A 24,326-nucleotide genomic window follows, 5' to 3' on the forward strand; every position below is an offset into this window, starting at 1 on the left:
AGGAACCGGACCAGGCCCGACCCGCCGGCGCCGCCGGCCGTCGTCGAACACCGCAGAGCCCCGGCGAAAGCGCTCAAGCGCCGCGGCCGAGGCAAAGCGACACGCCACAGGCCGACCGGCAACGCCGAGCGCGTCAGACGCCGGGGATCCGAAAGCGGCTTCGTGACCGCCGAACTGGCAGCCGCACTGCCCGCCGTGGTCGCGGTGCTGGCGCTCGGCCTCTGGGCCGTCTCCACGGTCGGGATGAAGGTCCGCGCGATCGACGCCGCCAACAGCGCGGCGATCGCGGCCGCGCGAGGCGAAGATCCACAGGCGGTCGCGGCCGCCTACCTGCCCGACGGGGCGTCAGTCTCGGTCTCGACCGACGACACCGTGGCGCGGGCCGCGGTCGCTGCCCCGGTCCGGCCGCTTGGCCCGCTCACACCGCCCATGACGATCACCGCCGACGCGGCCGCCCCGATGGAACCGGGCCTGCCCCAATGAGAAAGGACAAGCGCAAGGCGCGAGCCCGAACGGCGGCGCAGGAGAGGAGCGGCGAGGAACCGAACGAGCCCGCCGCTGCAGGTAAGGAGCGGGGTTCGGCGACAGTCCTGGCGACCGGCGTGACGGCCGCCCTCCTGGCCGCGGCGGTGGCCTTCACGGCCCTCGGCCAAGCGAGCGCCGCCCGCCACCGGGCCCAGGGCGCGGCCGACGCCGGGGCGCTGGCGGGTGCCGCGCGGGTCTTGTTCGGCGAGGGCGACGCGTGCGCGGCGGCCCAGGCGATGGTCGAGCGCTCCGAGGCCGAGTTCCGAGCATGCGAGGTGAGCGGACTTGAGGTGACGGTCCATGTCAATGAGACCCCGAACGGTCTCCCCGGGGCCTTCGGCCCGGCCCGAGCGGTCTCGCGGGCAGGCCCGGTAGCCGTCGAATAGCGGGAACCGCGTGCGGTGCCGAGGCGCCTCGGCACCATACGCGACAACGAAAGACCGGCCCCGGCGGCCAAGGCCAGGCCGCCGGGACCGTAGAACGACACAGGTCTTCAGCTTCTCTATTGGTGTGCTGGTAGGCGGAGGGTGGGCACGGGGAGGGGAGGGGCCCCGGAAGACCTCCGCTCGCAGCAGGAAACGACCGGCCGCCGGCCAGCCCCATCCCGCGCCGGAGGGGGCGCCTCGGCGGTGCGGGGCAGTGCTTTCGGCCCACCCGCCCCCGTCCGTTCGGCCGGGGCAACGTGCCTGGTGAGGCGTGTTGGTCACACTCCGGTGTGTCCTTAGCCCAGGGGCGGTGCCGACGGGGCTTCGGCTGTCTAAACTCGCGCCATGGAGAAACACCGTTCTTCACCTGCCGCGGCGCCCGCGACCCGGTCGCCCGGCCGCCGCACGTACCTCATGTGCCGCCCCGCCTACTACGCCGTCGAGTACGCCATCAACCCTTGGATGGACACGACCGCCCCCGTCGACGCCGCGCTCGCCTGCGCCCAGTGGGAAGCACTCGTCGACGCTTACACCGCCCTCGGCCACGAGGTCGTCACCATCGAGCCCGAGCCCGGCCTGCCCGACATGGTCTACGCCGCCAACGGCGCCTTCGTCGTCGACGGCATCGCCTACGGCGCGAGTTTCCGCTACCCCGAGCGCCGCCCCGAGGCCGACGCCCACGAGAAGTGGTACCGCACCTCCGGCTGGAAGTACGCCGAGCCCGAGTTCATCAACGAAGGCGAAGGCGACTTCACCTACCTGCCCGGCCGCGAGCTCATCCTCGCCGGCTGGGGCTTCCGCACCGACGCCCGCGCGCACGCCGAGGCCGCCGACGTCTTCGGCCGCCCCGTCGTCTCGCTGCGCCTGATCGACCCGAGCTACTACCACCTCGACACGGCGCTCGCGCCCCTCGACGACGACAACATCGCCTACTTCCCGGAGGCCTTCGCTCCCGGCAGCCGCCTCCTGCTCGAGCGGCTCTTCCCCGACGCGGTGATCGCCGACGCCGAGGACGCCGCCGGGTTCGGCCTGAACTTCGTGTCCGACGGCCGCAACGTCGTCGTCAACGCCGAGGCCGCCGGTTTCGCCCGCAAGCTCAACGACGCCGGCTACGAGACCGTCCCCGTCGACCTCTCCGAGCTCAAGAAGGGCGGCGGCTCGGTCAAGTGCTGCACCGCCGAGCTGCGCCCGTAACCCCGTAAGAACCGACCGAGGGCCGGTGCACCAGCATTCGCTGGCGCGCCGGCCCTCGGACTTCGGGGGATCGGGTCTCGAGGATGCGGGCCGCGACCTGCCAGGGCACGCGGGAGCCGCCCCGCCGCCCGCATCCTGGTCTCAGCAGGGGTTGAGGGCCATCGTGGTCTCGAGGTCGCTCGGCTGGAAGCCGGTCGGCCGGGGCGCGCGGGGCCGGGGGGCGTTGATCGCAGCGTCGTCGGCGACGGCGCGTACGGGAAGCGCCGGGCGCTCGTCGTCCGTCACGACCGGCGGCAGGAACGAACGCGGCGACGGCTGGCGCCGCTGCGCGGGCACCGCGGCCGAGGTGGTGAGGCGCGGGTCCGGGGCGGGGAACGGGCTCGTCGGGTGGCCGGCGCCGACAGGGAGCACGTCGGCGAGGGCGGTGCGCACCAGCGACATCCGCTTGAGCGAGACGGTGATCTCGGTCCGCATCAGCGCGACAGTGTCTTCATTGCGGTCCAGCGACGCCGCGTCCTCGACCAGGTCGAGGTCGCCGAAAGCCGAAGCGCTGCCGAGGCGGTCGGCGGCGGGCCGGGCGTCGGCCTTGGGGCGGCGGAACGCGCGCGCCAGAAGCGCGTCGATGCGCCAGACCCGCTTGGCGTGCGTGGCGGGGAGCCAGAAGTGCCAGCGGTGCGGCTCGGTCGCGCCGGGTCCTTCGAGGACGGTGAAGTTGAGTTCCACGCCGGGTCCGGCCGGATCGGCCGACCAGCGCAGGTTCTCGATCGCGGCGACGGGGGCGTCGAGGCAGAGGCGGACGCGGCCGAGGAGTCGCGACTGGCGGGTCACGACCATGCGCTCGCCGGTGAGCATCAGGACGTGGTCGCCGCTGCCGAGCCCGTCGGAGCCGACGCAGCGGCTCAGCAGGGACACCTGGTCTGCGGACCCGATGTTGCGGCGCAGGAGGGGGACGTGCCGGGCGAGGGCCGTCGAGGTCAGGCCCGCCTCGGCCGAACAGGCGAGCATCGTGCGGGAGAAAAGGTCCATCTGCTTGCACCCCACAGAAATCCGTGTGCGCTCGCAATTGCGACGCGCTCTCGGAAGGAGTAACGGCAATCCGCATATGCAAGTTACGGCTACGAGGTGGCCTTCCCCACAACTCACTCCTTCGGGCGAGCCCGATCGTGGAGTGCCGGTTCAGTCCTCGGGCGCGAGGTCGGCGTCGAGGCCGAGATCCTGCTGGTCAAGGGGATCGAGTTCCAGTTCGAGCTGAAGGACCTCGCGGTTACGGGTGTCGGCTTCCACATCGGTCTCGCCTTGGGCCTCGGCGTCGAATGCCGCTTCGAGATCGACGTCGGCCTGGTCGAGGTTGAGGTCGAGATCGATGTCGATGTCGAGTTCGTCGAGCTCGATCGCTTCCCAATCGTGGACGTCCTTCCAGTCGCCGCTCCAGCCGTCAGGCCATGCAGGCGACTCGTCGTCTCCAATGTCGCCACCGTCATGGCCGTCGTCCTCGCCGGACTCCTCGGGCGGGCACGGGCCGTCCTCTTCTTCGACCGGGACGAGCTGCGGAGGCGCGCTCTCAGGGACGCGGCTGTCGTCCGGTTCGCGCGGGGCACCGCCACCCGCGTCGTCGGCCTCGGCGATGCGCTCGGCCTGCGGCTCCGCGGCCGGGCTGATGGCGATCCGTGGTTCGGGGCCGAGGCCGGGCGGCCCGTCGTCCCCGCCCGCCACGCCTGCGGGGTCGGGGGTCTCGGCTTCGATGACCACCGTCTGGGGGTCGTAGTCCAAGGGCTCGGCGCCGTCGCCGCCGCCATAGAGGCCCTTCGCGAAGGTCCAACCGATCAGCGAGAAGGCCGCCACGGTCCCGGCGCTCACGCCGACCATGGCGAACCAAATGCCCACCGGCCAGTGTCCCCCCTGGTCGCTGCCTTTGCCGCGCACCGCGCGCTCCTTCCCGCCACCCCCGTGCGACGAAACGGCCGTTCAGGACCGATGATGTCGATGGCCCGACCGATCACTACTCTGCGTCAGTCTTTCGCCCCGAATAGTAGTGTGGCGGCGGCTATGGCGCACACCACCCAAGACTTTGGGATGCTTGGATACACCGGAATACGAATATGAGGAGGCATCAATGGGCGACACACAGCGTCCTGCCAAGAAGACGGCCAAGAGCCGTCCGAAACCCGCCTCAGCGAACGAACCAGAGTTCGTGCAACTGCTGACTCCGGAGGGTCAGCGCGTCCAGCATCCCGACTACGACATCACCCTCACCGACGACGAGTACCGCGGCCTCTACCGCGACCTCGTCATCACCCGCGAACTGGACGCCCAGGGCACCGCCCTTCAGCGCCAGGGACAGCTCGGCCTGTGGCCGAGCCTCCTCGGCCAGGAGGCCGCCCAGGTCGGCTCCGGCCGGGCCCTCAAGCCGCAGGACACGGTCTTCCCGGCCTACCGGGAGCTCGGCGTCCAGTGGTGCCGGGGGATCGACCTCATCTCGTCGTTCGCGCTCTTCCGCGGGACCGACCTCGGCGGCCGCGACGTGGCCGCCGACCGCTTCAACATGTACGCGATCGTCATCGCCTCGCAGACCCTCCACGCCGCCGGCTACGCCATGGGCGTGGCCATGGACGGCGCGGTCGGCAACGACGACGGCGAGGCCGTCGTGGTCTACCACGGCGACGGCGCCACCAGCGAAGGCGACTTCAACGAGGCGCTGATCTGGGCCGGGGTGTTCAACTCCCCGCTGGTGCTGTTCTGCCAGAACAACCAGTACGCGATCTCGGAGACGAACGCCCGCCAGTTCCGGCTGCCGCCGTACCGCCGTGCCGAGGGCTTCGGCGTCCCGGGCATCCTCGTGGACGGCAACGACGTCCTGGCCACCTACGCGGTCACCCAGGCCGCGCTCGACCGCGCCCGCCGCGGCGAGGGCCCCAGCCTCGTCGAGGCCTACACCTACCGGATGCAGCCCCACACCACGTCCGACGACGCCACGCGCTACCGCGACGAGGCCGAGCTGGACTTCTGGCGCGCGAAGGACCCGATCGTCCGCTACCGCAAGTGGCTCAGCGCCGAAGGCCTCGCCGACGAGTCCTACTTCGCCGCGGTCGACACCGAGGCCGGCGAGCAGGTCCGGGCGCTGCGCGCCCGCGTCATGGCGCTCACCGACCCGGAAGTGACCGAGATGTTCGACAACGTGTACGCCGAGATGCCCCCCGGCATCGCGGCCCAGCGGGCGGAGGCGGTCGAGTTCCAGGCCTCCCTCGAGGAAGGGAGCGACGTCCGATGACCACCATGTCCATGATCAAGGCCTTGAACGAAGGCCTGCGCCGCGTCCTGGAGGACCAGCCGAAGTCGCTCGTCATGGGCGAGGACGTGGGCCGCCTCGGCGGCGTCTTCCGCGTCACCGACGGCCTGCAGAAGGACTTCGGGTCCGACCGCATCATCGACACCCCGCTGGCCGAATCCGGCATCATCGGCACCGCGATCGGCCTTGCCCTGCGCGGCTACCGGCCGATCTGCGAGATCCAGTTCGACGGCTTCGTCTACCCCGCCTTCGACCAGCTGGTCTCCCAGCTCGCGAAGATCCCCAACCGCTCCGGCGGGCGCGTGCGCCTGCCCGTGGTCGTGCGCATCCCCTACGGCGGCGGCATCGGCGCGATCGAGCACCACTCGGAATCCCCCGAGGCGTACTTCGCGCACACCGCCGGGCTCAAGGTCGTCACCTGCTCGAACCCGAACGACGCCTACTGGATGATCCAGCAGGCCGCCGCCGGGGACGACCCGGTGATCTTCTTCGAGCCCAAGCGCCGCTACCACTCCAAGGACGACGTCGACACCGAGAGCGCCGGCCTGGACCTGTACCGCGCCCGCACTCTCCGCGAGGGCCGCACCGCGACCCTCATCGCCTACGGCCCCACCGTGGACGTGGCGGTGAACGCCGCCGCCGCGGCGGCCGAGGAGGGCACGGACCTCGAGGTCATCGACCTGCGCTCGCTGTCACCGATCGACTGGGAGCCGCTCTTCGCCTCCGTGCGCAAGACCGGCCGCGCCGTCGTCGTCCACGAAGCGCCCGGCAACATCGGCGTCGGCGCCGAGGTCGCCGCGCGCCTCTCCGAGGAGTGCTTCTACTCCCTGGAGTCCCCCGTCCTGCGGGTGACCGGCTATGACGTCCCTTATCCGGCGAGCCGCCTCGAAGACGACTACCTTCCGAACCTGGACCGGGTGCTCGACGCCGTCGACCGGTCGCTCGAGTACTGAGGAGCGGACATGGGTCAGAGGATCACGTTCAACCTGCCCGACCTCGGTGAGGGACTCACCGAGGGCGAAGTCGCCGCGTGGCTCGTGGAGCCGGGTGGCGAGGTCAAGCTCAACCAGCCGTTCGTGGAGGTCGAGACCGCCAAGGCCCTCGTCGAGGTGCCCAGCCCCTACGACGGGGTGCTCGCCGAGCACCACGCCGAAGCGGGCGAGACGATCGACGTCGGCAAGCCGCTCGCCAGCTTCGAGGTCGAAGGCGTCGAAGCGCCCCCGGCCGAGAAGAAGAAAGACGAGCGCACGCCGAACCTCGTCGGCTACGGCGCCCGCGAGGCCGGGTCGAAGCGGCGCAAGCGCCGCACCGGCGACGCCCCCGCGGTCGCCGCTGTGGCGCCCGAACCGGCGGCGCCCGCGCCCGTCGCACCGCCGGCCCCCGCGCCAGCCCCGGCCGAGGCTCCGGCCGCGTCCGGACCGGTGCTCGCCAAACCCCCGGTGCGCAAGCTCGCCAAGGACCTCGGCGTCGACCTCGCCGCGGTCGTCCCGACCGGACCGAACGGCACGGTCTCGCGCGCCGACGTCGAAGCAGCAGTGGCCGCCCCGGCGGCCGCTCCCGTGAAGATCACGGCGTCCGCGGAGGACCAGCGCATCCCCATCAAGGGCGTCCGCAAGCTCACCGCGCAGAACATGGTCGCGTCCGCGTTCACCGCCCCGCACGCCACGGTGTTCCTCACCTGCGATGTCACCGGCATGATGGAGACCGTCAAGGAGTTCAAGGCGCGCAAGGAGTTCGCCGACGTCAAGGTCACGCCGCTGCTGTTCGTGGCCAAGGCGGTCCTCCTGGCCGCCCGCCGCCACCCGATGATCAACGCCCAGTGGGACGAAGCGGCCCAGGAGATCGTCGTCAAGCACGACGTTAACCTCGGCATCGCCGCCGCCACCCCGCGCGGCCTGGTCGTCCCGAACGTCAAGGCCGCCCAGGACCTGACCCTGGTCGAACTCGCCGAGGCCCTCACCTCGCTGGCGCGCACCGCCCGCGAAGGGAAGACCACCCCGGCCGACATGGCCGGCGGCACCATCTCGATCACCAACGTCGGCGTCTTCGGCATCGACACGGGCACCCCGATCCTCCCTCCGGGGGAGTCGGCGATCCTCGTGTTCGGCGCCGTCCGGCCGCAGCCGTGGGTGCATGAGGGCGAGATCGCCGTCCGCCAAGTGACCACGCTCGGACTGTCCTTCGACCACCGGCTCATCGACGGGGAACTGGGTTCGCAGTTCCTCGCCGACGTCGGCGCGTTCCTGCAGCATCCAGGGGAAACACTGCTCGCCTGGACGTGATCAAGGGCACCGACGAATCGTTGGCGGATCCCAGCATTCGGTGTTGTAATTGGGGCACGGAAACGACGGGGAAACATAACTTCGAAGCTTCCGACCGTCTCAGACAGTTGAGACCGCGAACTTCATCTCCTCCCATTGGTGCGGCGGACAGCGCCGAGTTCCCGCACCATTGAGACCCTCTCCAGGGGGTTCTCACACCGGCCGGGTGCCGCGATTGCCATGAGGGGTGGGCAACCGCTGGCACCCGGCCTTTTCGCACCCTCCACTCCCGAGCGCCGCTTCCCCCGCCCGCAAGGCGTTCCGGCTCCCGCTCAGTAACCCTGTCGAGTGATCGCGAGCGTCGCTGCGGTACCGTGTGACGCGTCTGGCGTGCCCCCAAGACGCCAGGCCGGAAGCAGCATTGAGGAGCAGCCGTGACCTCCGAGCAAGGCAACCCGCCTGAAAAGGGCGAGGGCAGCGAAGACCAGAACGCCGCCGAACCGGTCCCCGCGACCGACGCCGCGGCCCCGAGCCCCGAGCCGGCGAGCCCCGACGCGGGCGCCGCCCCCGAGGCCCCCTCTGCCGACGAGCGCCCGGCCGAACCCGCGCCGCAGGCCGAGGCCGCACCCGCCGAACCCGCTCCTGTCGAAGCCGCTCCGGAACCCGAAGCGCCCCAGGCCGAAGCTCCCGCTCCCGAGGCACCCGCCGCGCCTTCGGTCGACGAAGGCGTCACCGCCGCGATCCCGACCTCCGCGCTCGCGGAAGCCGAGATCCCGGCCGCCCCCGCCGCCGACGTCCCGGCCCCCGCGCCGGAACCCGAAGCGCCGCAAGCCGCTCCGCAGGCGCCCTCCGTGGACGAAGGTGCCACGCAGGCGATCCCGACCGCCGCCTCGATCGACATCGACATCCCGGCCGCTCCCGCCGCCGACACCGCGCCCGAGCAGGTCGCCCCCGCCGCCCCGGAACCGCCTGCCCCGCAGGCGCCACCGTCGGGCGGCGCGCAGTTCGATGAGGACGGCACGCAGATCCTGCGCCTCGGCCCCTCGCAGCCGTCCACCCCGGCCCCGGCAGCTCCGCCCGCCCCCGCCGCGGACCCGTACGAAGAGCACACGCAGGTGCTGCCGCCCCAAGGCGTCTCGGGCTTCAACGCCCCCGCGCCCTACGGCGAGCAGGCCCAGACGCCCTCTTCGGCATGGCCCTCGCCGCCGCCGAACCCGCTCGCGAACCAGGCCGCCCAGCAGCCGCCGGCGCCGAGCCCGGTCCACTCGCCCGGCGCGGTCCCGCCGCCGCCGCCTCCCGCGGCCAACCCGTACGCGCAGCCACAGTCGGCCTACCAGGCGCCCCCGCCTCCGGCCGCCCCGCTGCCGCCGACGCAGTCCGACGACACCCAGAAGCTCATCATCGGCGCGCACAACCCGCACAGCGAGCCGCCCGCGATGGCCCCGGGCTACGACCCGAACCAGGCCGCGCAGTCGCAGCCCGCGATGGGCGCGCAGTACTCGCAGCCGGGCATGCCGCCCGGGTCCGTGCCCCCCGGTTACGCGACCGGGCCGGTGCCCGCGCAGGGCGGCGGCGGCAAGAAGAAGCTGCTGCCGATCCTGGCGATCGTGGCCGCGCTCGTCGTGGTCGCTGCCGGTGTGGGCGTGTACTTCCTGCTGTTCGCCGCGCCGAAGTTCGAAGAGGGCGGCTGCGTCCGCCACACGAGCGGCGACCAGGCCGAGGCGATCGAGTGCGCCGACGCCAAGGAGGGCGAGGACTACGAGATCGTCCAGAAGGTCGGCGACGGCCAGGAGTGCGCCGACGCGGGCCGCGAGACCCTCACCGTCGGCGAGGACATCTACTGCCTGACCCTCCTCGGCGCCCCTGCCGAAGGCGAAGGCGGCGCCGAACCGACCGACGGCGAGTCCTAGCCACACAACCTCTGATAGGCCGATAAACGATGATAAATCCGGCCTAAAGGGACCCCTGGTACAAAAATACCGGGTGGGTACGACATCGTTCCGGGCCGGCGGGGTAACCCCCGTCGGCTCGAACCGTAATGTGAGGCTGCTTCAATATCGGCCGCCGTGCAGGAAGGACAGGCCGCCTCCGAGCTACGCTCGCCCGATGGCACAGCCCCGCAAGCAGTCCCGCGTCCGAGGCGCCGAGCTCGTCGGCCGCGGCTGGCTCAACACCGGCGGTCGCCGCCTCGATCTCGAGAGCCTGCGCGGCAAAGTCGCGATTCTCGACTTCTGGACCTTCTGCTGCATCAACTGCCTGCATGTCCTCGACGAGCTCCGCCCGCTCGAGGAGAAGTACGGCGACGCGCTCGTCATCATCGGCGTCCACTCCCCGAAGTTCGAGCACGAGCGCGACCCGAAGGCCCTCGCCGCGGCCGTCGAGCGCTACGGTGTCGAGCACCCGGTGCTCGACGACCCCGACCTCGAGACCTGGGACGCCTACGCCGCCCGCGCCTGGCCCACGCTCGTCGTCCTCGACCCCGAGGGCTACGCGGTGTCCACCATGGCCGGTGAAGGCCACGCAGAGGCCCTCGACGCGATCATCGGCGAGCTCGTCGCCACCCACACCGCCCGCGGCACCCTCGACCCCGAGGGCAGCCCGTACGTGGCCGCACCGCCCGCCGAGACCACGCTCCGCTTCCCCGGCAAGGCGATCGAGCTGCCCGGCGGGGACGTCCTGGTCTCCGACTCGGCCCGTCACCGGCTGGTCCGCTTGGCCTCTGATCTCGAGACCGTCGTGTCGGTGATCGGCACCGGCGAGCGCGGCCGCGCCGACGGGGCCGAGGCCCAGTTCAACGAGCCGCAGGGCCTCGCGCTCCTTCCCGCCGAGGTCGCGGCCGAGGTCGGGTACGACCTCGTCGTCGCGGACACCGTGAACCACCTCCTGCGCGGGGTCCGCCTCGCCGACGGGGCCGTCACCACCGTCGCCGGGACCGGCAAGCAGTGGCGAATGGACAACGGCACCTCCGCCGCCCTCGAGGCCGACCTCTCCTCGCCCTGGGACCTCGCCTGGTTCGAGGGCCGGCTGGTCGTCGCCATGGCCGGCATCCACCAGCTCTGGTACTTCGACCCGCGAGCCCGCACTGCGGGCGTATACGCGGGCACCACCGTCGAGAGCCTCAAGGACGGCACCTTGGATCAGGTCTGGATGGCGCAGCCGTCAGGGCTGGCCGCCGCCGGGGACCGGCTCTGGCTCGTCGACTCCGAGACCTCCGCGCTCCGCTACGTCGAGGACGGCGCGATGCGCACCGCGGTCGGCCAGGGACTCTTCGACTTCGGGCATGTGGACGGCCCCGCCGCCGACGCCCTCATGCAGCACCCGCTCGGCCTCGCCGTGCTCCCCGACGGACGCATCGCCGTCGCCGACACCTACAACGGCGCCCTCCGCGCCTACGACCCCGAGACCGCGACCGTCGCCACCCTCGCCGCGGGCCTCGCGGAGCCCAGCGACGTGATCGTCCTGGGCGGCAAGGTGTTCGTCGTCGAATCGGCCGCGCACCGCCTCACCGCGCCCGACCTCGGCGAAGCCGCGGTCTCCGGGCAGCACCACCGGGTCACCCGCAAGCGCACGAAGGTCGCGCCCGGCGCGCTGCGCCTCGAGGTCCTCTTCGAGCCGGCCGCGGGCCAGAAGCTCGACTACACCTTCGGCTCCCCGATCCAGGTCACCGTCTCCGCCGACCCGCCCCAGCTCCTCGCCGAGGGCGCGGGCAAGGGCGAGGAGCTCGGCCGCGACCTGGTGCTCGCGGACGGCATCGGGAAGGGCGTCCTGCAGGTCGTCGCCCAGGCGGCCACCTGCGACGCCGAGGCCGAGCACCCCGCGTGCCACCTCACCCGTCAGGACTGGGGCGTTCCGATCGAGATCGCCGAAGACGGCGTCTCGACGCTGCGGCTGGTGCTGCGCGATTAGCCCGCACGTGTGTGATCTCCTGCGGCACAGGTATTTCACCTGCGCGTCGCGTGTCATGAATCCGCGCCGTCGTCACGGCGCATAACGTTGTCCGGATCGCACTCAAGCACGTCCTATCAGGGAGGAAACCGCTGTGACCTTGGCGCCGGTGGAAGAACGCTACTCCGACTCCGAGCACTGGCTCGTGCTCAACGCCGCCGATCAGATCGTCACCGTGGGCAAGCTGCTCGAGCAGCAGGTCCGCACCCTCGAGTACCTCACCCCTGAGTACGCCGGCAGCCTCGCCGACTTCGAGCCCGACCTCACTCGCCTGAACAGCTAGCCCAAGCGGGCCGTTCGGCCGAATCCCGCGGGGTCGCCGCGGAGTAACGTCGGCCCGGACGCGAGAGGCGCGTCCCTCCACCGGCGGCCCGCAGCGGCCGCGGACGGGGCCGGCAAGCCCGACGCGCGAAGGGCCGTCCCGGCGCCGGCGCACCCCGCAGGGGCGCGCCGCGAACGGGCACTCAACGGGCACTGAGCGGCACCTGGCATCACCGCGCCGGGACGGCTCCCTCCGCGCCGCTACGCTGAAAGCGAAGTCGCGCCCCAGCGGCGCGGCCGCGTCGCACCGCGCTGATACCGTCGATGAGTGGAATCTTTCGAGCGGCCCTTCGGCGACGAGAACGGCCCCGTCCAAGCCCCGATGCACCCAGCCTGGATCCGCATCATGCCGTGCAGTATCGAGCTGTTCCGCACCGTCCCCTCCGTGAACCCGTTCCCCGCGAGCTGGTGGGCCGACGCCTTCCCCGAGGACGACATCTGGAACGAGCCCGTCTGGTGCGACCCGGGCGACGTCGACGACTGGATCGCCGAGGCCTCCGAGCACCACCTGGGCGCGTCGCAGGAGGTCATCGAGAAGGAGGCCCGCGAGGAGTACGACCGGGCCACCGCCGAGCGCAGCGAGCGCATCGACACCTTCACCACCCACTGCCGCCGCGCCGGCCTGCCCGTGCCGCACACCGTGCGCGACCTCCTGGAGTTCCTGCTCGCCCTGGGCCTGTACCGCTCCGAGATGCGCGACGGGAAGCTCTACGTCGCGCCCATGCTCTACATCAACCCGTTCGACGTGCTCGCCTTCGACAAGGTCGAGGCCATCGAGGAGGCCGCCGACCAGCGCGGCGACCTCGAGGAGCTGACGGCGATCGCGATCCGCCGGGTCGGCGGGATCGAGTACGAGTTCGACGAGGAGGGCCGCTTCACGCTGCCCGGCGGCGCGAAGTCGGCCACTGTGCAGGTGAGCCTGGCCGCGCTCGCCGAGGACGCGGGCGTCCCTGCCCCGGTGATCCGGGGGATGCTCATGGAGCTCGCCGAGGACGGTGACGTGGCCGGGTCGGTCGACCTCGGCCAGGTCGGGATCGCGGAGGAGTTCACGCTCACCGCCTCCGACGACCTGCTCGGCGGCTACCCGAACGACGAGCTGCTGCCGCCCGAACACGCCTGAGTCGTCCCCGTTGTCCGGTCCGCCCTGAACGGCGCCTGGACGGATGCGACGCGGACCGCACTCCATTCACGCTCAGTTCACCTTCACGTTCACCTGCGTGCACCTCGATGGCGTTCCATGAGGGCAGGACACGTTAACGGCGGTTGACATTCGGTGATTGGAGTTCGCGTGACCGTGAACCAGACTGGTACCCGCGCCCAGGCCCCCATCGCGGGCCTCGCCCCGCAGGGCCGCACGGGTGCCCCGACGCAGACCGAGACGGTCATCGACCTCAAGGGCGTCGACATCCACTACGGGCGCGTCCACGCCGTCCGCGACGTGTCGCTGCCGGTGGCGCGCAACCAGATCACCGCGATGATCGGCCCGTCGGGCTGCGGCAAGTCGACGGTGCTGCGGTCGATCAACCGCATGAACGATCTCATCCCGGGAGCGAAGGTCTCCGGGACCATCTCCTTCCACGGCCAGGACATCTACGGCTCGGGCGTCGACCCGATCGCGGTGCGCCGCCACATCGGCATGGTCTTCCAGAAGGCGAACCCGTTCCCGAAGTCGATCTTCGACAACGTCGCCTACGGCCTGCGCATCAACGGCATGAAGGACAACCTGGCCGACCGCGTCGAGCAGGCGCTCCGCGGCGCGGCGCTGTGGGACGAGGTCAAGGACAACCTCAAGAAGAGCGCCCTGGCGCTCTCGGGCGGGCAGCAGCAGCGCCTGTGCATCGCCCGCGCGATCGCCGTGCAGCCGGAGGTCCTGCTCATGGACGAGCCGTGCTCGGCGCTCGACCCGATCGCGACCGCGCGCATCGAGGAGCTCATGAGCGAGCTGGTGCGCGACTACACGATCGTGATCGTCACGCACAACATGCAGCAGGCGGCGCGCGTCTCCGACGCGACGGCGTTCTTCTCCGCGGCGATCGACGACGCGGGCGAGCGGTACGGCTTCCTCGTCGAGTTCGACGAGACGCAGCGCCTGTTCTCGAACCCGTCCGACTCGCGCACCGAGGACTACATCACCGGCCGCTTCGGCTAGGGCGGCAACGGGCTTACGGCGGCGCGGTCGAGGGGTCCGCGCCGCCGTTCCCGTGCCCGGCGCAAGGCATGCGAGAAGGGAGGCGGCCGTCAGGCCGCCCCCTGCTTCGTGCTGTTCTAGAGGTCGTCGCCGCAGACGAAGCCGTGTGTGCGGCCCTCCATGTCGGTGATCGCCCAGTACCAGTCGCTGACGCATTCGCCGCCCTGGGCGGCCTTCTCGTCGTCGCTCATGTCCGCGACGGGCTCGTCGAGCATGATCGTGTCGACCACGGTGTAGAGCGCGACGTCGGAGCCGCAGTCGACGCTCCACCAGCTGTCGCTGTCGTCGAAGCAGTCGCCCACGTCGGGCATGACCGGCAGGTGCGCGGGTTCCGCCGGGTCGGGGTTGCCGACGGCTTGGAGGCAGTACAGCGAGTCGAGCTTGCCGGAGGAGTAGACGTAGTCCCACTTCGTCCAGGCCTCGCCGAGGACGTTGGTGCCCCAGGTGTCGCCGCACATCTCGTAGACGGGGGCGGCGTCGGCGAGGTTGCCCTCCTCGTCGACGGCGATGTCGGCGGCGTCGTAGGTCTGGGCGGTGATCTCCCAGAACGCGTCGGCGCTGCCGCAGTCGACGAGCGGGCCGAGGCCGCTGCCGTCGACCTCCGACTCGTAGGGGAGGCACTGGCCGACTTCGGAGTCGGTCTCCTCGGCGGGGGTGGTCGCCTCGGTGTCGGGCGTGTTCTCGTTCTCGGAGGCGGATGCGGAGGTGTCCTCGCCGCCTTCGGCGGCGTCGTTCTCGTTGCCTTTGATGTTCATGGTGACGAGCAGGACGGCGCCGAGCACGAGGACGGTGGCGCCGACGACGATGCCGCCGATGAGCCCGAGGTTCCGCTTCGGCGGTTCGGGCGGGAGGGCCGGGCCGCCGTAGGGGCTCCCGGGTTCCTGGCCGTAAGGGGGCTGCCCTCCGCCGCCGCCGTAGGGCGGCTGCTGTCCGCCGCCCGCGCCGTAGGCCGGCTGCTGGGGCTGGCCGCCGTAAGGGTTCTGGCCGCCGCTGTACGGCGACTGGTATCCGTAGCCGGGGGTTTGCGGCTGCTCCGGTGGGGGACCGTAATTCGGAGGGACAGTCATGTCAGCCACGCTATAGGGGCTTGTCAACGTTCCGGCGATCCGGGGTCGGCTCCGAGTAAGGAATGTCGCAGCTCAGCGGGGACGCGTGTGCGCGAACGCCCCCGCCCGTGCCCGGGTGCGAGGCAACGCACCGCACATCGGGTTCGAGCCCGGGCGTGGCGGCCGGTGCCCGGCCGCCCGAATCAGCGGCCTAAAGAGTGTCCGGAAGGACGACCACGCGTTCGACCGTGTAGTCCTCCATGGCCCACCGCACGCCTTCGCGGCCCACGCCGGAGCCCTTGACGCCGCCGTACGGCATCTGGTCGGCCCGGAACGAGGGCACGTCGCCGATGATGACGCCGCCGACGTCGAGGGTGCGGTGGGCGAGCATCGCCTGCGGCAGGCTCTCGGTGAAGACCCCGGCCTGGAGCCCGTACCGGGAGTCGTTGATCGCGGCGAGCCCGGTCTCGAAGCTGTCGACGCTCGCGAGGACGAGCACGGGCCCGAACACCTCTTCGCGCAGGACCTTCGCGTCGGGTCGGACGTTGGCGAGCACGGTGGGCTCGATGAGGGAGCCTTCGCGCGGGGCGCCGCCGCACAGGACCTTCGCGCCCTCGTCGACGGCTTCTTCGATCCAGGCCTCGACCCGCACGGCGGCGTCGGTGCTGATGAGCGGCCCGACCTTGCAAGAGGGGTCGTTCGGGTCGCCCGAGGGCAGGGCCTTGACCTGCTCGGTGATGCGGGCGGCCATGTCGGCGTAGGCGGGCGCCTCGATGAAGACGCGTTGCACGGCGATGCAGGACTGCCCGGCCTGGTAGTTGCCGTACATCGCGATCCGCTCGGCCGCCCAGTCCCGCTTGGGGTAGTCGGCGCTGACGAGGACGGCGGCGTTCCCGCCGAGTTCGAGCGTCACGTGCTTGTCGGGGATGCGGCGCAGGATCTGCTTCCCCACGGGCGCGGAGCCGGTGAAGGAGACGACGGGCAGGCGCGGGTCGTCCACGAGCTGGTCGGCCCGGTGGTCGGGCACTGGCAGGACCGAGAGCATCGCGGGCGGCAGGTCCGTCTCGGAGAACAGGGCGCCGAGGTGGAGTGCGGAGAGCGGGGTCGCCGGGGCGGGCTTGACGACGATCGGGCAGCCGGCCGCGATCGCGGGCCCGACCTTGTGCGCGACGAGGTTCAGCGGGAAGTTGAACGGGGAGATGCCGAGCACGGGCCCGCGCGGGAAGCGCCGCACGAGCGCCAGGCGGCCCTCGGCGGTCGGGTCGGTGTCGAGGCGCTGGACCTCGCCGACGAACCGCCGGGCCTCCTCGGCCGCCCACCGGAAGGTCGAGACGGCGCGCCGCACCTCGACGCGCGACCACGCGATCGGCTTGCCCGATTCGGCGGTGATGAGCTCGGCGCAGGTCTCGGCCTCCTCGTCGAGGCGGCGGCGCACGTGTTCGAGGGCCTCGGCCCGGACGTGTGCGGGCAGGGACGCGCATTCGCGGGCGGCTCCCGAGGCGGCGGCGACGGCGGCCTCCACCTGCCCGGCGGTCGCCCACGAGGTGGCGCCCACAGGGGACTCGTCGTAGGGGTGGGTGACGAAGAACTCCTCCTCGCCGTGCTGCGGACGGCCTGCCACCCAAATCGGCGAAACGGGACGGAGACGTTGCGACATGCTTCCAGCCTACGGGTTCAAGCGCGTGCGGCGCTGCGGTTGGGGCGTGCCGATCCGATCGCCGCCAGGCCGCGGCGCGAAACCGGAAGGGCCCGAAGCGGGTCCGGCCGCGCCCGCGCGCCCGCGAGCGTTTTCCCGGGTGGAGGCTTCGCAACCCGGGTGCGCTCATTTGCCCGCTCAAGGCATGATGAGGGCATGAGTGAACAGCAATCAGGTGCGGGGTATCCGCAGCAGCCGACCTCCGGTCAGCCCCAACAGCAGGCGTACCCTCAGGCGCCCTACGCCTCGCCGCAGGCGCAGTACCAGGCCCAGCAGCAGTACGCGGCGTACGCTCCCCCGGCCCCGTCGCTGTTCGACAAGCTCGGCGTGCCCTCCATGCCCGCGATCCTGGGCCTGTGCGGCCTCGGCGCGCTGGTCCTCGCCGGTCTCATCGCCGGCACGAGCGACGGCACCGAGCTGCAGGTCGACGTGGCCGGGCACCTGTTCGGCCTCCCGTCGATCCTGACGGGCGTGATCGTCATGTTCGCGCTGACGCTGTTCGCCGGTGAGAAGCTGCGGACCCTTTGGAAGGCCCTGACGGTCGCGGGCGCGGGCCTGTTCCTCGCCGGCTTCCTGTACGACCTGCTGTCGCTGCCGGACGGCGACGCCGGCTCGGACGCCTCGGCCTGGATCGGCGCGCTGCTCCTGGTGGCCGCGTACGGCCTGTTCGCCGCCGGCGCGGTGATGGTCCCCGGCTCGGCCGCCGCCGCGCAGCCCGCCGCCCCGGCCCCGCAGGGCTACCCGACCGGGCAGCAGCCCGCGGTCCCGCCGCCGGCCCCGCAGGCGCCCCCGGCGACCCAGCAGAACCCGTGGCCCCAGGCGCCCCAGTAGGGACCGCGCTGAAGGCAGCCGAAGAGGCGGCGCGACTCAGGTCGCGCCGCCTCTTCGTATTCTGCTGGTTGGCTTTTGCATCCCGAGGTGGTGCATTCCGAATGATCGGTACCGGTACCCGAGGTCTATGCTCCAGCGCCTCGTGCCCGCTCGTGGGGGAGCGGACCTGCGGCCGCGGCGCAGGGTCCGCTAGGGACGTCGGCGCTCGCTGGCTGAGCTCACACTGGATGTGGAGATTGCGGTATCGGTCGGGAGGGCCCGCCCGGTCGGCTCATGGAGCCGTCCGGCTAACTGCTTCTTTGGCGGGAGCCAGTCATCTTCACGGAGCTCTTCGTCGTCTCCGTCGTACCGATCGGCGTAAGCGGCGTAAGGGTCCGATTCCTCTTCAGGAGTCTCAATGTCGACCTCGTCCTGACGACCGCCGCCGAGTTCGCGCTCGAGCGCTCGGATGTCGGTGTTCGGAGTGTGGTACTTGAGCTTCCGGGCCACTTTGGTCTGCTTCGCCTTAGCTCGGCCTCGCCCCATGTTGGCTCGACCCCCTCGCACAGAAATCATCGGGGCAGCCGATAAGGTGCCCCGGAATGCTTGCAATCTCTTCGTGGCTCCTACGGTACAGCCTTGGGGCGCAGGACTGCATCCCGGCCCATGAGTTGGATGCCACAGATTACCGGCGATGACCACCAGACCGGGACGAACGACCGCCCGTAACGTGAGCAGTGTTCTCACTTTAGGGAGCGGCATCGCGACCGGCGGTGACCGGTGGCGCCCCCCGGCGCGCACGTCCGCGCACCGGGGGACGCGCGACATCAGCGGAACAGGCGCACCCGCTGGAGCCGGCCGACGGCGGCCATCCGCTCCTCGGCGATGGCGTTCGCGGCGGCGACCGGGGTCGTGCCCTCGCCCTTTGCCCGCTCGAGGATGCGCGAGGTGGTCGCGAAGATCCCGGCGGTGCGCCGCTCGGCCCGCTTGAAGTCGAACGCGCCGTCGTACTCGTCGGCGACCTGGATGACCCCGCCCGAGTTCACCACGTAGTCGGGGCAGTAGAGGATCCCGGCCCGGTCGAGCTCGGCCGCGACGCCCGGCTCGGCCAGCTGGTTGTTCGCGGCGCCGCACACGATCTCGGCGTCCAGGGTCTTCAGGGTCTGCTCGTTGAGGACGCCGCCGAGAGCGCACGGCGCGTACACGTGGATGCCCGAGGCGATGAGCTCGTCGGCGTCGGCGACGATCCGCACCTGCGGGTGGTTCGCCCTCGCCCAGTCGATCGCGGCCTGGTTCACGTCGCAGGCGACGACCTCGGCCCCGGCCTCGAGCAGGTGCGGGATGAGGTGGCGCCCGACCTTGCCGAGCCCGGCCACGCCGACCGTGCGGCCCGCGAGGTCCACTGCGCCCCAGCGGTGCAGGGCCGCGGCGCGCATCCCCTGGAACACGCCGAACGCGGTGAGGATCGAGGAGTCCCCGGCCCCGCCCGCCTCCGGGCTGCGTCCGCTCACGTGGCGCGTCTCGCGGGCGACGTGGTCCATGTCCTCGACGTACGTTCCGACGTCGCAGGCGGTCACGTACCGCCCGCCCAGCGACTCCACGAAGCGGCCGTAGGCGCGCAGCAGCGCCTCGTTCTTGTCGACGGCCGGGTCGCCCCAGATGACGGCCTTGCCGCCGCCGTGGTCGAGCCCGGCGATCGCGTTCTTGTAGGCCATGCCCTCGGAGAGGTGCAGGACGTCGTTGAGGGCGTCCTCCTCGGAGGCGTAGGGGTAGAAGCGGGTACCGCCGAGGGCCGGGCCGAGGGCGGTCGAGTAGATCGCGATGATCGCGCGCAGCCCCGAATCGGGGTCGTGGCAGAACACGACCTGCTCGTGGCCGCTGCCGTCGAAGATGCTCATGGCTTGCTCTCCAGTTCGTTTCGCGGGGGTGCCCTGCGCCGCCGTCGCTGCGGGAACCTCCCAGGGGGCGGCCGGGTCTCGGCCGACACTCTCGATGTAGCGCGGGTATGCCTACGCCCCCAGCATATGACTATGGAAGTATCTGCCTCGTGTACGCACCGAACGCGTCCTATCTGCGCGTCTACGAGCCGGCGGGCGCCTTCGCCGACGCCGACTACTGGCGTGCGTACGCGGCCTCGGGGCGCGCGATCGACCCCCTCGAGGGGCCGCGGCTGCGCCGCGAAGCGCTGTACGAGCGGATCGGCTGGCCCTGGCGCGGCGTGCCGTCGTTCCCGCGCGACGCGTACGTCATCGACCGCGGCCGCCAGGCCGACCCCCTCGTGTGCCCCTGGAACCTCCGCTACCGCGTCGCCGCCTCCGCCCTCGAGGTGCGGCGGCTGACGCCCGAGGCCGTCGCCGAGGCGCTGTTCCCTCCTGAGTTCCTGTCCTCGGCGGCCGAAGTGGTCGCCCTGGACGACGGGACCGACCGCCACGACGCCCCCGCCGACGCCCACGAGCACGTCGCGTCCTGGTCCGTGCCGCTGCGCTGGTTCGCCTGCGTCCGCGCCGAAGACCGCGAACTGGTGATCCAGCGCGGCGTCGCCCAGCTGCGCTACCGCACCCCGATCACCAAAGCCCGCACCGGTCTCGTCGTCGCCCGCAACCTCGTGCGCTCCGAGTTCGGCGAAGGCGCCGAGCTCGCCGAGGCACTGGCCGAGACCGGCGAGTGGCTCGACGGCTTCCACCGCGACTCGATCGTCGAACTCGACTACGGCGGCCTCGCCGCGCGGCTCGACCCCGAGGAGCTGCGCGCCGAGGACTCGGTCGACCTCACCTGGCAGGCCCTCGACCACCTCGGCGCCTCCGAGCCCGAAGAGGCGCAGGACTGCTATGCGCGCCTTGTCGACCGGTGGCGTGATCGTCGTCTCGCCGAACGCCTCAACTGACCTCGGACGCCGCGACACCGCACAGCCGCTGCCAGCACGTTCGCATGTGGAGTGATCACTCGGATGAGCGACACGACCGGAAAGTCCAAGCAAAATCGGCCGTTCGGACTATGTCGGACATCTACGACAGGCCGGACGATTGCAGAAGGAACGAATCAAGGCTCGGCGCCGGTGATTCGCAGCCCGTCTGTGGAGGAGAAGAACGATGACGACAGAGCTGAACCTTCCGGTGGAATCCGAGGCCCTGCTCACCCCGTCCGAGGTTGCCGCGATGTTCCGCGTCGACCCCAAGACCGTCACCCGCTGGGCCAAGGCCGGCAAGATCTCGGCCATCCGGACCCTCGGCGGCCACCGCCGCTACCGCGAGTCCGAGATCCGCGCCCTGATCAACGGTGACATCCCCGCTCAGCGCGTCGCCGCTGAGTAAGTAGCAGCGGCGGCGCCACCGACCGGGCACCGCCACTGGAACCAGCATGAACGCCGTGGCCACACGGCGAGGGAACCAATAGGCCGGACCACCCTTCCGGCCACACCGCCCGGTTTCCACCGGGCGTCCGCACCGCCCTATCGAAGCCGCGGCAGTCGGCGCCGCGGACTCCGACGATCGAGGACGCGGGCCCTCCCTCAGGGCCCGCTTCCCCGCAAGGCCCGGCGAATCCGGCGCTCCACCCCGTACGCGCGCGTTCCCGATGCGCCGCCGGGAATCCCATGCCACGCTTGAAGCGTGACTCGCACGAAGAGCCTCGCCGTCGCCACCGCCGTCGCAGCGGTGGTCCTCATGTTCGCGCTCGCCGTGCCCCTCTTGAACAAAGCCGTCTCCCCCACGGTCGACGTGGGCGGGTGGACGTTCACGCTCGCGGGCGCCACCCTCACCGCCCCGGACGAGGTCCGGATGCGCCCCGGCTACTACCAGCCCGGTTCCGGCCGCATCGAATTCCTGGTGGGCGAGGCCGAAGTGGACATCGCCGTCGCGGGCCCCTACGACTTCGACGCCGAGTACCTGGCCGACGAGATGTCGCGCCTCCTCGAAGTCCAGCCGGGCGTCCAGCTCACCGAACCGCGCGACTGCGCCGCCGACGGCGTCGAGGGCGCGGGGCGCAGCTTCGTCACCGAGACCGGCGCGGGCTTCGCGTGCGCCTTCGTCCACGACACGATCCGCGCCGAGGTCACCGCGACCGGCGCGTCGCTAGACTCAGCCACTGTGGACAGAATCGACGCGCTCATCGGCCAGTTGTCCTTCGGATCCGCCTGACATGCGGCTCGACCCCGCCTCGCCCGTGCAGTGGACCGCCGTGCTGCTCATCGGCGCGGCGGGCATCCTGCTGCTGTACAACACGCTCCCGGTGGCGCTCGCCTACCCGCGCGCGGGGACGACCGCGCTGGTCCTGTTCTCGCTCTTCGCGATCCCGTTCTGGTGGCTGCGCGGCCGCGTGGCCGACCGGCTGGCGCTCCCGGCGGGGGCGCTCGCGATCGGCCTCGTCTGGGGGGCGACCGTGGCGGTGATGACGTCCCTGTTCGGTTCGCGGGCGCTGCACGGGCTGCTGGCGACCGCGTACGGCCCGGCGTGGGCGGAGCGGTGGTCGCCGGTGCTGGCGGCGCCGGTGGTGGAGGAGGTCGTGAAGGCCGCGGGCGTGGTGCTGGTGGTGGCGATGGCGTGGGGGCGGGTGCGCGGGGTGCTCGACGGGATCGTGCTCGGGGCGTTCTGCGGGGTGGGGTTCCAGATCGTGGAGGGGTACGCGTTCGCAATGTCGAGCACGGTCCTGAACCGGGCGGGGGACGTGGTGGAGCCGGTGATCGCGGTGTTCATCGTGCGCGGGGTGCTCGCGGGGCTGTGGAGCCACGCGGTGTTCACGGCGATCGTGGGCGCGGGGGTGGCGTTCGCGGCGACGCGCCGGACGGCGCGGTCGGTGTGGGTCGCGGTCGGGGCGCTCGCGGGGGTGATCGTGTTGCACGCGCTCTGGAATTCGCCGCTGTTGCGCGACGGTCTCGGGCTGGGCGCGCTCGGCGTGCTGGCCGGGGTGATGCTCAAGGGCCTGCCGGCGGTACTCATCGTGTGGTGGCTGGTGCGGTGGGCGAAGCGCGCGGAGGCGCCGGTGGAGCGGGAGCCGGAGGCGATCTGAGTGCGTTTGCGCAGGCCAGGGCGGCCATACGGGTGGCCCGGGGTACCCGCCCAGTCCCACCTTCACCACTACCAGTGAAAAGGGCAGTGTCCCACAGGGGTGCGACATCGCCTGGTCGGCGCTGAGATGCGAGAAGCATTCGCGTGCTGGCACGTAACAATGCCGCCCCGGTCTGAGCGCGCGGTACCGAGACGGCATTGCCGTGCTCGGTCGCGTCCGTCGCTCAAGGCGTCCGCTCCCACTGGCCCGCATTTCGTGCGGCCGGTCCGCGGTCGACGCGACGGTTCATGGCGCGAGCCGCGTCGTCGTGTTCCTGGCCGGCCGCTCGGGGGCGGCCCTGCGGTAGGCGATTCGGCCCTGGCACCGGCGGTGAGTGGACCCGTTGGTCCGTCCGGCGCCTCACTTGGTGACGAGTGAGGTTCGACCCAGGGCCGCCGATTTGAGAATCGGCGCCGACCGAGCATCGTGAAGTTCTCTCGATTTCGACGCTACCAGCGGCCGTGCGATTTGTCACCGACTCGGGAGTTCGAATCGTCCCGATTCGTCGGTGCCGATGAGTCCCTCGGTGATGAGCTGTGCGACGGCCTCGTCGAGCATCCGCCGGTCCGGCCAGACCGCGTCGATCCGGTCGCGCCCGACCGGCCCGTCGGCGTCCCGCAGCAGCGCCATGACCTCGCCGCGCACATGCCGGTTGGTGCCCTTGTAGGTCTGGCGCTTGCGGCTCGGCCCGGCCGGGACCTCCTGGCCGGAGAAGCCGCACACGGCGCTCACCGGGCAGGCCCCGCATTCGGGCGCGCGCGCCTTGCACATCAGCGCCCCGAGCTCCATGAGCGCGATCGAGACGCGCGCGGCGGTCGGCGCGTCGTCGGGCAGCAGCGACTCGGCGGCGGCGAGGTCGGCCTTGGTGGTGGCGGTGCCCGCGTCGCTCTCGCCGCCGAGGCGGGCGACGACGCGGCGCACGTTGGTGTCCACGACCGCGTGGCGTCCGCCGTAGTGGAAGACCGCGACCGCGGCGGCGGTGTAGACGCCGATGCCGGGCAGCTTTTCGAGCTCGGCCGGGTCCGACGGGACCACGCCGCCGTGCTCGGTGGCGACGATCCGCGCGCACTCCTGGAGGCGCAGGGCCCGGCGCGGGTAGCCCATGCGGCCCCATTCGCGCAGGACGTCGGCGGTCGGGGCGGCGGCGAGGTCGGCCGGGGTGGGCCAACGCGCCATCCAGGCCTCCCATACGGGGGCGGCGCGGGCGACCTGGGTCTGCTGGCTCATGACCTCGGAGACGAGCACGCCCCACGCGGTGGTGCCCGGTCGGCGCCAGGGCAGTTCCGTGCGGTGGTGCGCGTCGAACCAGGGGAGCAGGCGGGCGCTGAGGGTCGCGGGGGACGGCAGTGCCGGTGCGGTGTCGGCGGCGAGCATGCCTCCCATTGTCGGTGCGGGGTCCGACAATCGGACGGGAGGGTCGGCGCGGGGCGGTCCTGCCGGTGTGTGCTGTGCGTCGTCGCGGTTCCGGGCCTTCGGACGGGAACCGCCGTCGCTGGGCGGGGATCCGGCGGGCACTCCACAGGCACTTCGCGCGGATGGGTAAGGGCCCCCGGTTTCCACGGTCGCAGCGGGGTGCGACATTTCCG

Annotated in this window: 22 protein-coding genes and 1 pseudogene; 16 read left to right on the forward strand and 7 right to left on the reverse strand. The window is 71.6% G+C overall.

Annotation, left to right across the window (positions count from 1 at the left end; translation table 11 throughout):
* Nucleotides 1-162 precede the first annotated feature (162 nt).
* From J5V16_RS25520 to ddaH, 3 genes are all read left to right on the forward strand, one after another.
* Nucleotides 163-483, forward strand: coding sequence for a TadE family type IV pilus minor pilin (locus J5V16_RS25520; protein WP_208497277.1), 321 nt, complete (start codon nucleotides 163-165; stop codon nucleotides 481-483).
* Nucleotides 480-911, forward strand: a complete 432-nt coding sequence (locus J5V16_RS15235; RefSeq protein ID WP_208497278.1) for an Rv3654c family TadE-like protein — start codon at nucleotides 480-482, stop codon at nucleotides 909-911. Before J5V16_RS25520 ends, J5V16_RS15235 begins: the two co-directional genes overlap by 4 nt.
* Before the next feature lie 384 nt (nucleotides 912-1,295).
* Nucleotides 1,296-2,144, forward strand: coding sequence for a dimethylargininase (gene ddaH / locus J5V16_RS15240; RefSeq protein WP_208497279.1), 849 nt, complete (start codon nucleotides 1,296-1,298; stop codon nucleotides 2,142-2,144).
* Between the two features lie 141 nt (nucleotides 2,145-2,285).
* Here the strand turns inward: ddaH and J5V16_RS15245 are convergent, their stop codons facing one another.
* Nucleotides 2,286-3,170 carry a hypothetical protein gene (locus J5V16_RS15245; protein WP_208497280.1) on the reverse strand — a complete coding sequence of 295 codons (885 nt, stop codon included), beginning with the start codon at nucleotides 3,168-3,170 and terminating at the stop codon, nucleotides 2,286-2,288.
* Between the two features lie 150 nt (nucleotides 3,171-3,320).
* A complete protein-coding gene (locus J5V16_RS15250) occupies nucleotides 3,321-4,028 on the reverse strand; it encodes a hypothetical protein (protein WP_208497281.1) in 708 nt (235 codons plus the stop codon).
* A gap of 229 nt (nucleotides 4,029-4,257) precedes the next feature.
* On the opposite strand from J5V16_RS15250, the gene pdhA reads away from it, so the two are divergent.
* The 8 genes from pdhA to pstB all read left to right on the forward strand — a co-directional run bounded on the left by pdhA (nucleotide 4,258) and on the right by pstB (nucleotide 14,106).
* The gene (gene pdhA / locus J5V16_RS15255; RefSeq protein WP_208497282.1) at nucleotides 4,258-5,412 is read left to right on the forward strand and encodes a pyruvate dehydrogenase (acetyl-transferring) E1 component subunit alpha; all 1,155 of its coding nucleotides are present in this window, start codon (nucleotides 4,258-4,260) and stop codon (nucleotides 5,410-5,412) included.
* Nucleotides 5,409-6,383 (forward strand): alpha-ketoacid dehydrogenase subunit beta, encoded by a 975-nt coding sequence (locus J5V16_RS15260; protein ID WP_208497283.1) that lies wholly within the window; start codon nucleotides 5,409-5,411, stop codon nucleotides 6,381-6,383. Before pdhA ends, J5V16_RS15260 begins: the two co-directional genes overlap by 4 nt.
* Before the next feature lie 9 nt (nucleotides 6,384-6,392).
* Nucleotides 6,393-7,712 carry a dihydrolipoamide acetyltransferase family protein gene (locus J5V16_RS15265; protein WP_208497284.1) on the forward strand — a complete coding sequence of 440 codons (1,320 nt, stop codon included), beginning with the start codon at nucleotides 6,393-6,395 and terminating at the stop codon, nucleotides 7,710-7,712.
* A gap of 413 nt (nucleotides 7,713-8,125) precedes the next feature.
* On the forward strand, nucleotides 8,126-9,601 hold the full coding sequence (locus tag J5V16_RS15270) for a hypothetical protein (protein WP_208497285.1): 1,476 nt from the start codon (nucleotides 8,126-8,128) through the stop codon (nucleotides 9,599-9,601).
* A 196-nt stretch (nucleotides 9,602-9,797) separates the two neighbouring features.
* Nucleotides 9,798-11,597: an NHL domain-containing thioredoxin family protein gene (locus J5V16_RS15275; protein ID WP_208497286.1), complete on the forward strand. Its 1,800-nt coding sequence runs from the start codon at nucleotides 9,798-9,800 to the stop codon at nucleotides 11,595-11,597.
* A 133-nt stretch (nucleotides 11,598-11,730) separates the two neighbouring features.
* A complete protein-coding gene (locus tag J5V16_RS15280; RefSeq protein WP_208497287.1) occupies nucleotides 11,731-11,919 on the forward strand; it encodes a hypothetical protein in 189 nt (62 codons plus the stop codon).
* A gap of 306 nt (nucleotides 11,920-12,225) precedes the next feature.
* Nucleotides 12,226-13,077, forward strand: a complete 852-nt coding sequence (locus J5V16_RS15285) for a DUF6042 family protein (protein WP_208497288.1) — start codon at nucleotides 12,226-12,228, stop codon at nucleotides 13,075-13,077.
* Between the two features lie 168 nt (nucleotides 13,078-13,245).
* Nucleotides 13,246-14,106, forward strand: a complete 861-nt coding sequence (pstB, locus tag J5V16_RS15290; RefSeq protein ID WP_408612461.1) for a phosphate ABC transporter ATP-binding protein PstB — start codon at nucleotides 13,246-13,248, stop codon at nucleotides 14,104-14,106.
* Nucleotides 14,107-14,222: 116 nt separating this feature from the next.
* Here the strand turns inward: pstB and J5V16_RS15295 are convergent, their stop codons facing one another.
* Both J5V16_RS15295 and J5V16_RS15300 read right to left on the reverse strand, forming a co-directional pair.
* Entirely contained in the window at nucleotides 14,223-15,212 is a 990-nt protein-coding gene (locus J5V16_RS15295; protein WP_208497289.1) for a hypothetical protein, read from the reverse strand.
* Nucleotides 15,213-15,402: 190 nt separating this feature from the next.
* Nucleotides 15,403-16,848, reverse strand: coding sequence for an aldehyde dehydrogenase family protein (locus tag J5V16_RS15300; protein WP_208497290.1), 1,446 nt, complete (start codon nucleotides 16,846-16,848; stop codon nucleotides 15,403-15,405).
* Between the two features lie 195 nt (nucleotides 16,849-17,043).
* Here J5V16_RS15300 and J5V16_RS15305 point away from each other — a divergent pair, with 195 nt between their 5' ends.
* Complete coding sequence (locus J5V16_RS15305) at nucleotides 17,044-17,718, forward strand: hypothetical protein (protein ID WP_208497291.1); 675 nt, start codon at nucleotides 17,044-17,046, stop codon at nucleotides 17,716-17,718.
* A 312-nt stretch (nucleotides 17,719-18,030) separates the two neighbouring features.
* Here J5V16_RS15305 and J5V16_RS25755 read toward each other — a convergent pair.
* Both J5V16_RS25755 and J5V16_RS15315 read right to left on the reverse strand, forming a co-directional pair.
* Nucleotides 18,031-18,243 (reverse strand): annotated as a pseudogene (locus tag J5V16_RS25755) (DUF3073 domain-containing protein); the annotation flags it as partial.
* A gap of 281 nt (nucleotides 18,244-18,524) precedes the next feature.
* Entirely contained in the window at nucleotides 18,525-19,595 is a 1,071-nt protein-coding gene (locus J5V16_RS15315; RefSeq protein ID WP_208497293.1) for a Glu/Leu/Phe/Val dehydrogenase dimerization domain-containing protein, read from the reverse strand.
* Between the two features lie 149 nt (nucleotides 19,596-19,744).
* Between J5V16_RS15315 and J5V16_RS15320 the strand changes: the two genes are divergently transcribed.
* The 4 genes from J5V16_RS15320 to J5V16_RS15335 all read left to right on the forward strand — a co-directional run bounded on the left by J5V16_RS15320 (nucleotide 19,745) and on the right by J5V16_RS15335 (nucleotide 22,701).
* Nucleotides 19,745-20,581 carry a hypothetical protein gene (locus J5V16_RS15320; protein ID WP_208497294.1) on the forward strand — a complete coding sequence of 279 codons (837 nt, stop codon included), beginning with the start codon at nucleotides 19,745-19,747 and terminating at the stop codon, nucleotides 20,579-20,581.
* Nucleotides 20,582-20,786: 205 nt separating this feature from the next.
* Complete coding sequence (locus J5V16_RS15325) at nucleotides 20,787-21,008, forward strand: BldC family transcriptional regulator (protein WP_205328228.1); 222 nt, start codon at nucleotides 20,787-20,789, stop codon at nucleotides 21,006-21,008.
* 297 nt (nucleotides 21,009-21,305) lie between these two features.
* Nucleotides 21,306-21,833 (forward strand): hypothetical protein, encoded by a 528-nt coding sequence (locus J5V16_RS15330; RefSeq protein WP_208497295.1) that lies wholly within the window; start codon nucleotides 21,306-21,308, stop codon nucleotides 21,831-21,833.
* A 1-nt stretch (nucleotide 21,834) separates the two neighbouring features.
* Complete coding sequence (locus J5V16_RS15335; RefSeq protein ID WP_208497296.1) at nucleotides 21,835-22,701, forward strand: PrsW family intramembrane metalloprotease; 867 nt, start codon at nucleotides 21,835-21,837, stop codon at nucleotides 22,699-22,701.
* Between the two features lie 510 nt (nucleotides 22,702-23,211).
* On the opposite strand, the gene J5V16_RS15340 is transcribed toward J5V16_RS15335, so the two are convergent.
* Entirely contained in the window at nucleotides 23,212-24,114 is a 903-nt protein-coding gene (locus tag J5V16_RS15340; RefSeq protein WP_208497297.1) for an A/G-specific adenine glycosylase, read from the reverse strand.
* Between the last annotated feature and the right edge of the window lie 212 nt (nucleotides 24,115-24,326).

It is taken from the genome of Glycomyces niveus, assembly GCF_017592475.1.
In the GTDB taxonomy this organism is placed as follows: domain Bacteria; phylum Actinomycetota; class Actinomycetes; order Mycobacteriales; family Micromonosporaceae; genus Glycomyces; species Glycomyces niveus.

What these genes read in the sequence shown, in the direction of transcription:
- J5V16_RS15235 (WP_208497278.1), top strand. Translation starts at nt 480, where the DNA reads ATGAGAAAGGACAAGCGCAAGGCGCGAGCCCGAACGGCGGCGCAGGAG.
- ddaH (WP_208497279.1), top strand. Translation starts at nt 1,296, where the DNA reads ATGGAGAAACACCGTTCTTCACCTGCCGCGGCGCCCGCGACCCGGTCG.
- J5V16_RS15245 (WP_208497280.1), bottom strand. Translation starts at nt 3,170, where the DNA reads ATGGACCTTTTCTCCCGCACGATGCTCGCCTGTTCGGCCGAGGCGGGC.
- pdhA (WP_208497282.1), top strand. Translation starts at nt 4,258, where the DNA reads ATGGGCGACACACAGCGTCCTGCCAAGAAGACGGCCAAGAGCCGTCCG.
- J5V16_RS15260 (WP_208497283.1), top strand. Translation starts at nt 5,409, where the DNA reads ATGACCACCATGTCCATGATCAAGGCCTTGAACGAAGGCCTGCGCCGC.
- J5V16_RS15265 (WP_208497284.1), top strand. Translation starts at nt 6,393, where the DNA reads ATGGGTCAGAGGATCACGTTCAACCTGCCCGACCTCGGTGAGGGACTC.
- J5V16_RS15275 (WP_208497286.1), top strand. Translation starts at nt 9,798, where the DNA reads ATGGCACAGCCCCGCAAGCAGTCCCGCGTCCGAGGCGCCGAGCTCGTC.
- J5V16_RS15295 (WP_208497289.1), bottom strand. Translation starts at nt 15,212, where the DNA reads ATGACTGTCCCTCCGAATTACGGTCCCCCACCGGAGCAGCCGCAAACC.
- J5V16_RS15300 (WP_208497290.1), bottom strand. Translation starts at nt 16,848, where the DNA reads ATGTCGCAACGTCTCCGTCCCGTTTCGCCGATTTGGGTGGCAGGCCGT.
- J5V16_RS15305 (WP_208497291.1), top strand. Translation starts at nt 17,044, where the DNA reads ATGAGTGAACAGCAATCAGGTGCGGGGTATCCGCAGCAGCCGACCTCC.
- J5V16_RS15315 (WP_208497293.1), bottom strand. Translation starts at nt 19,595, where the DNA reads ATGAGCATCTTCGACGGCAGCGGCCACGAGCAGGTCGTGTTCTGCCAC.
- J5V16_RS15325 (WP_205328228.1), top strand. Translation starts at nt 20,787, where the DNA reads ATGACGACAGAGCTGAACCTTCCGGTGGAATCCGAGGCCCTGCTCACC.
- J5V16_RS15335 (WP_208497296.1), top strand. Translation starts at nt 21,835, where the DNA reads ATGCGGCTCGACCCCGCCTCGCCCGTGCAGTGGACCGCCGTGCTGCTC.
- J5V16_RS15340 (WP_208497297.1), bottom strand. Translation starts at nt 24,114, where the DNA reads ATGCTCGCCGCCGACACCGCACCGGCACTGCCGTCCCCCGCGACCCTC.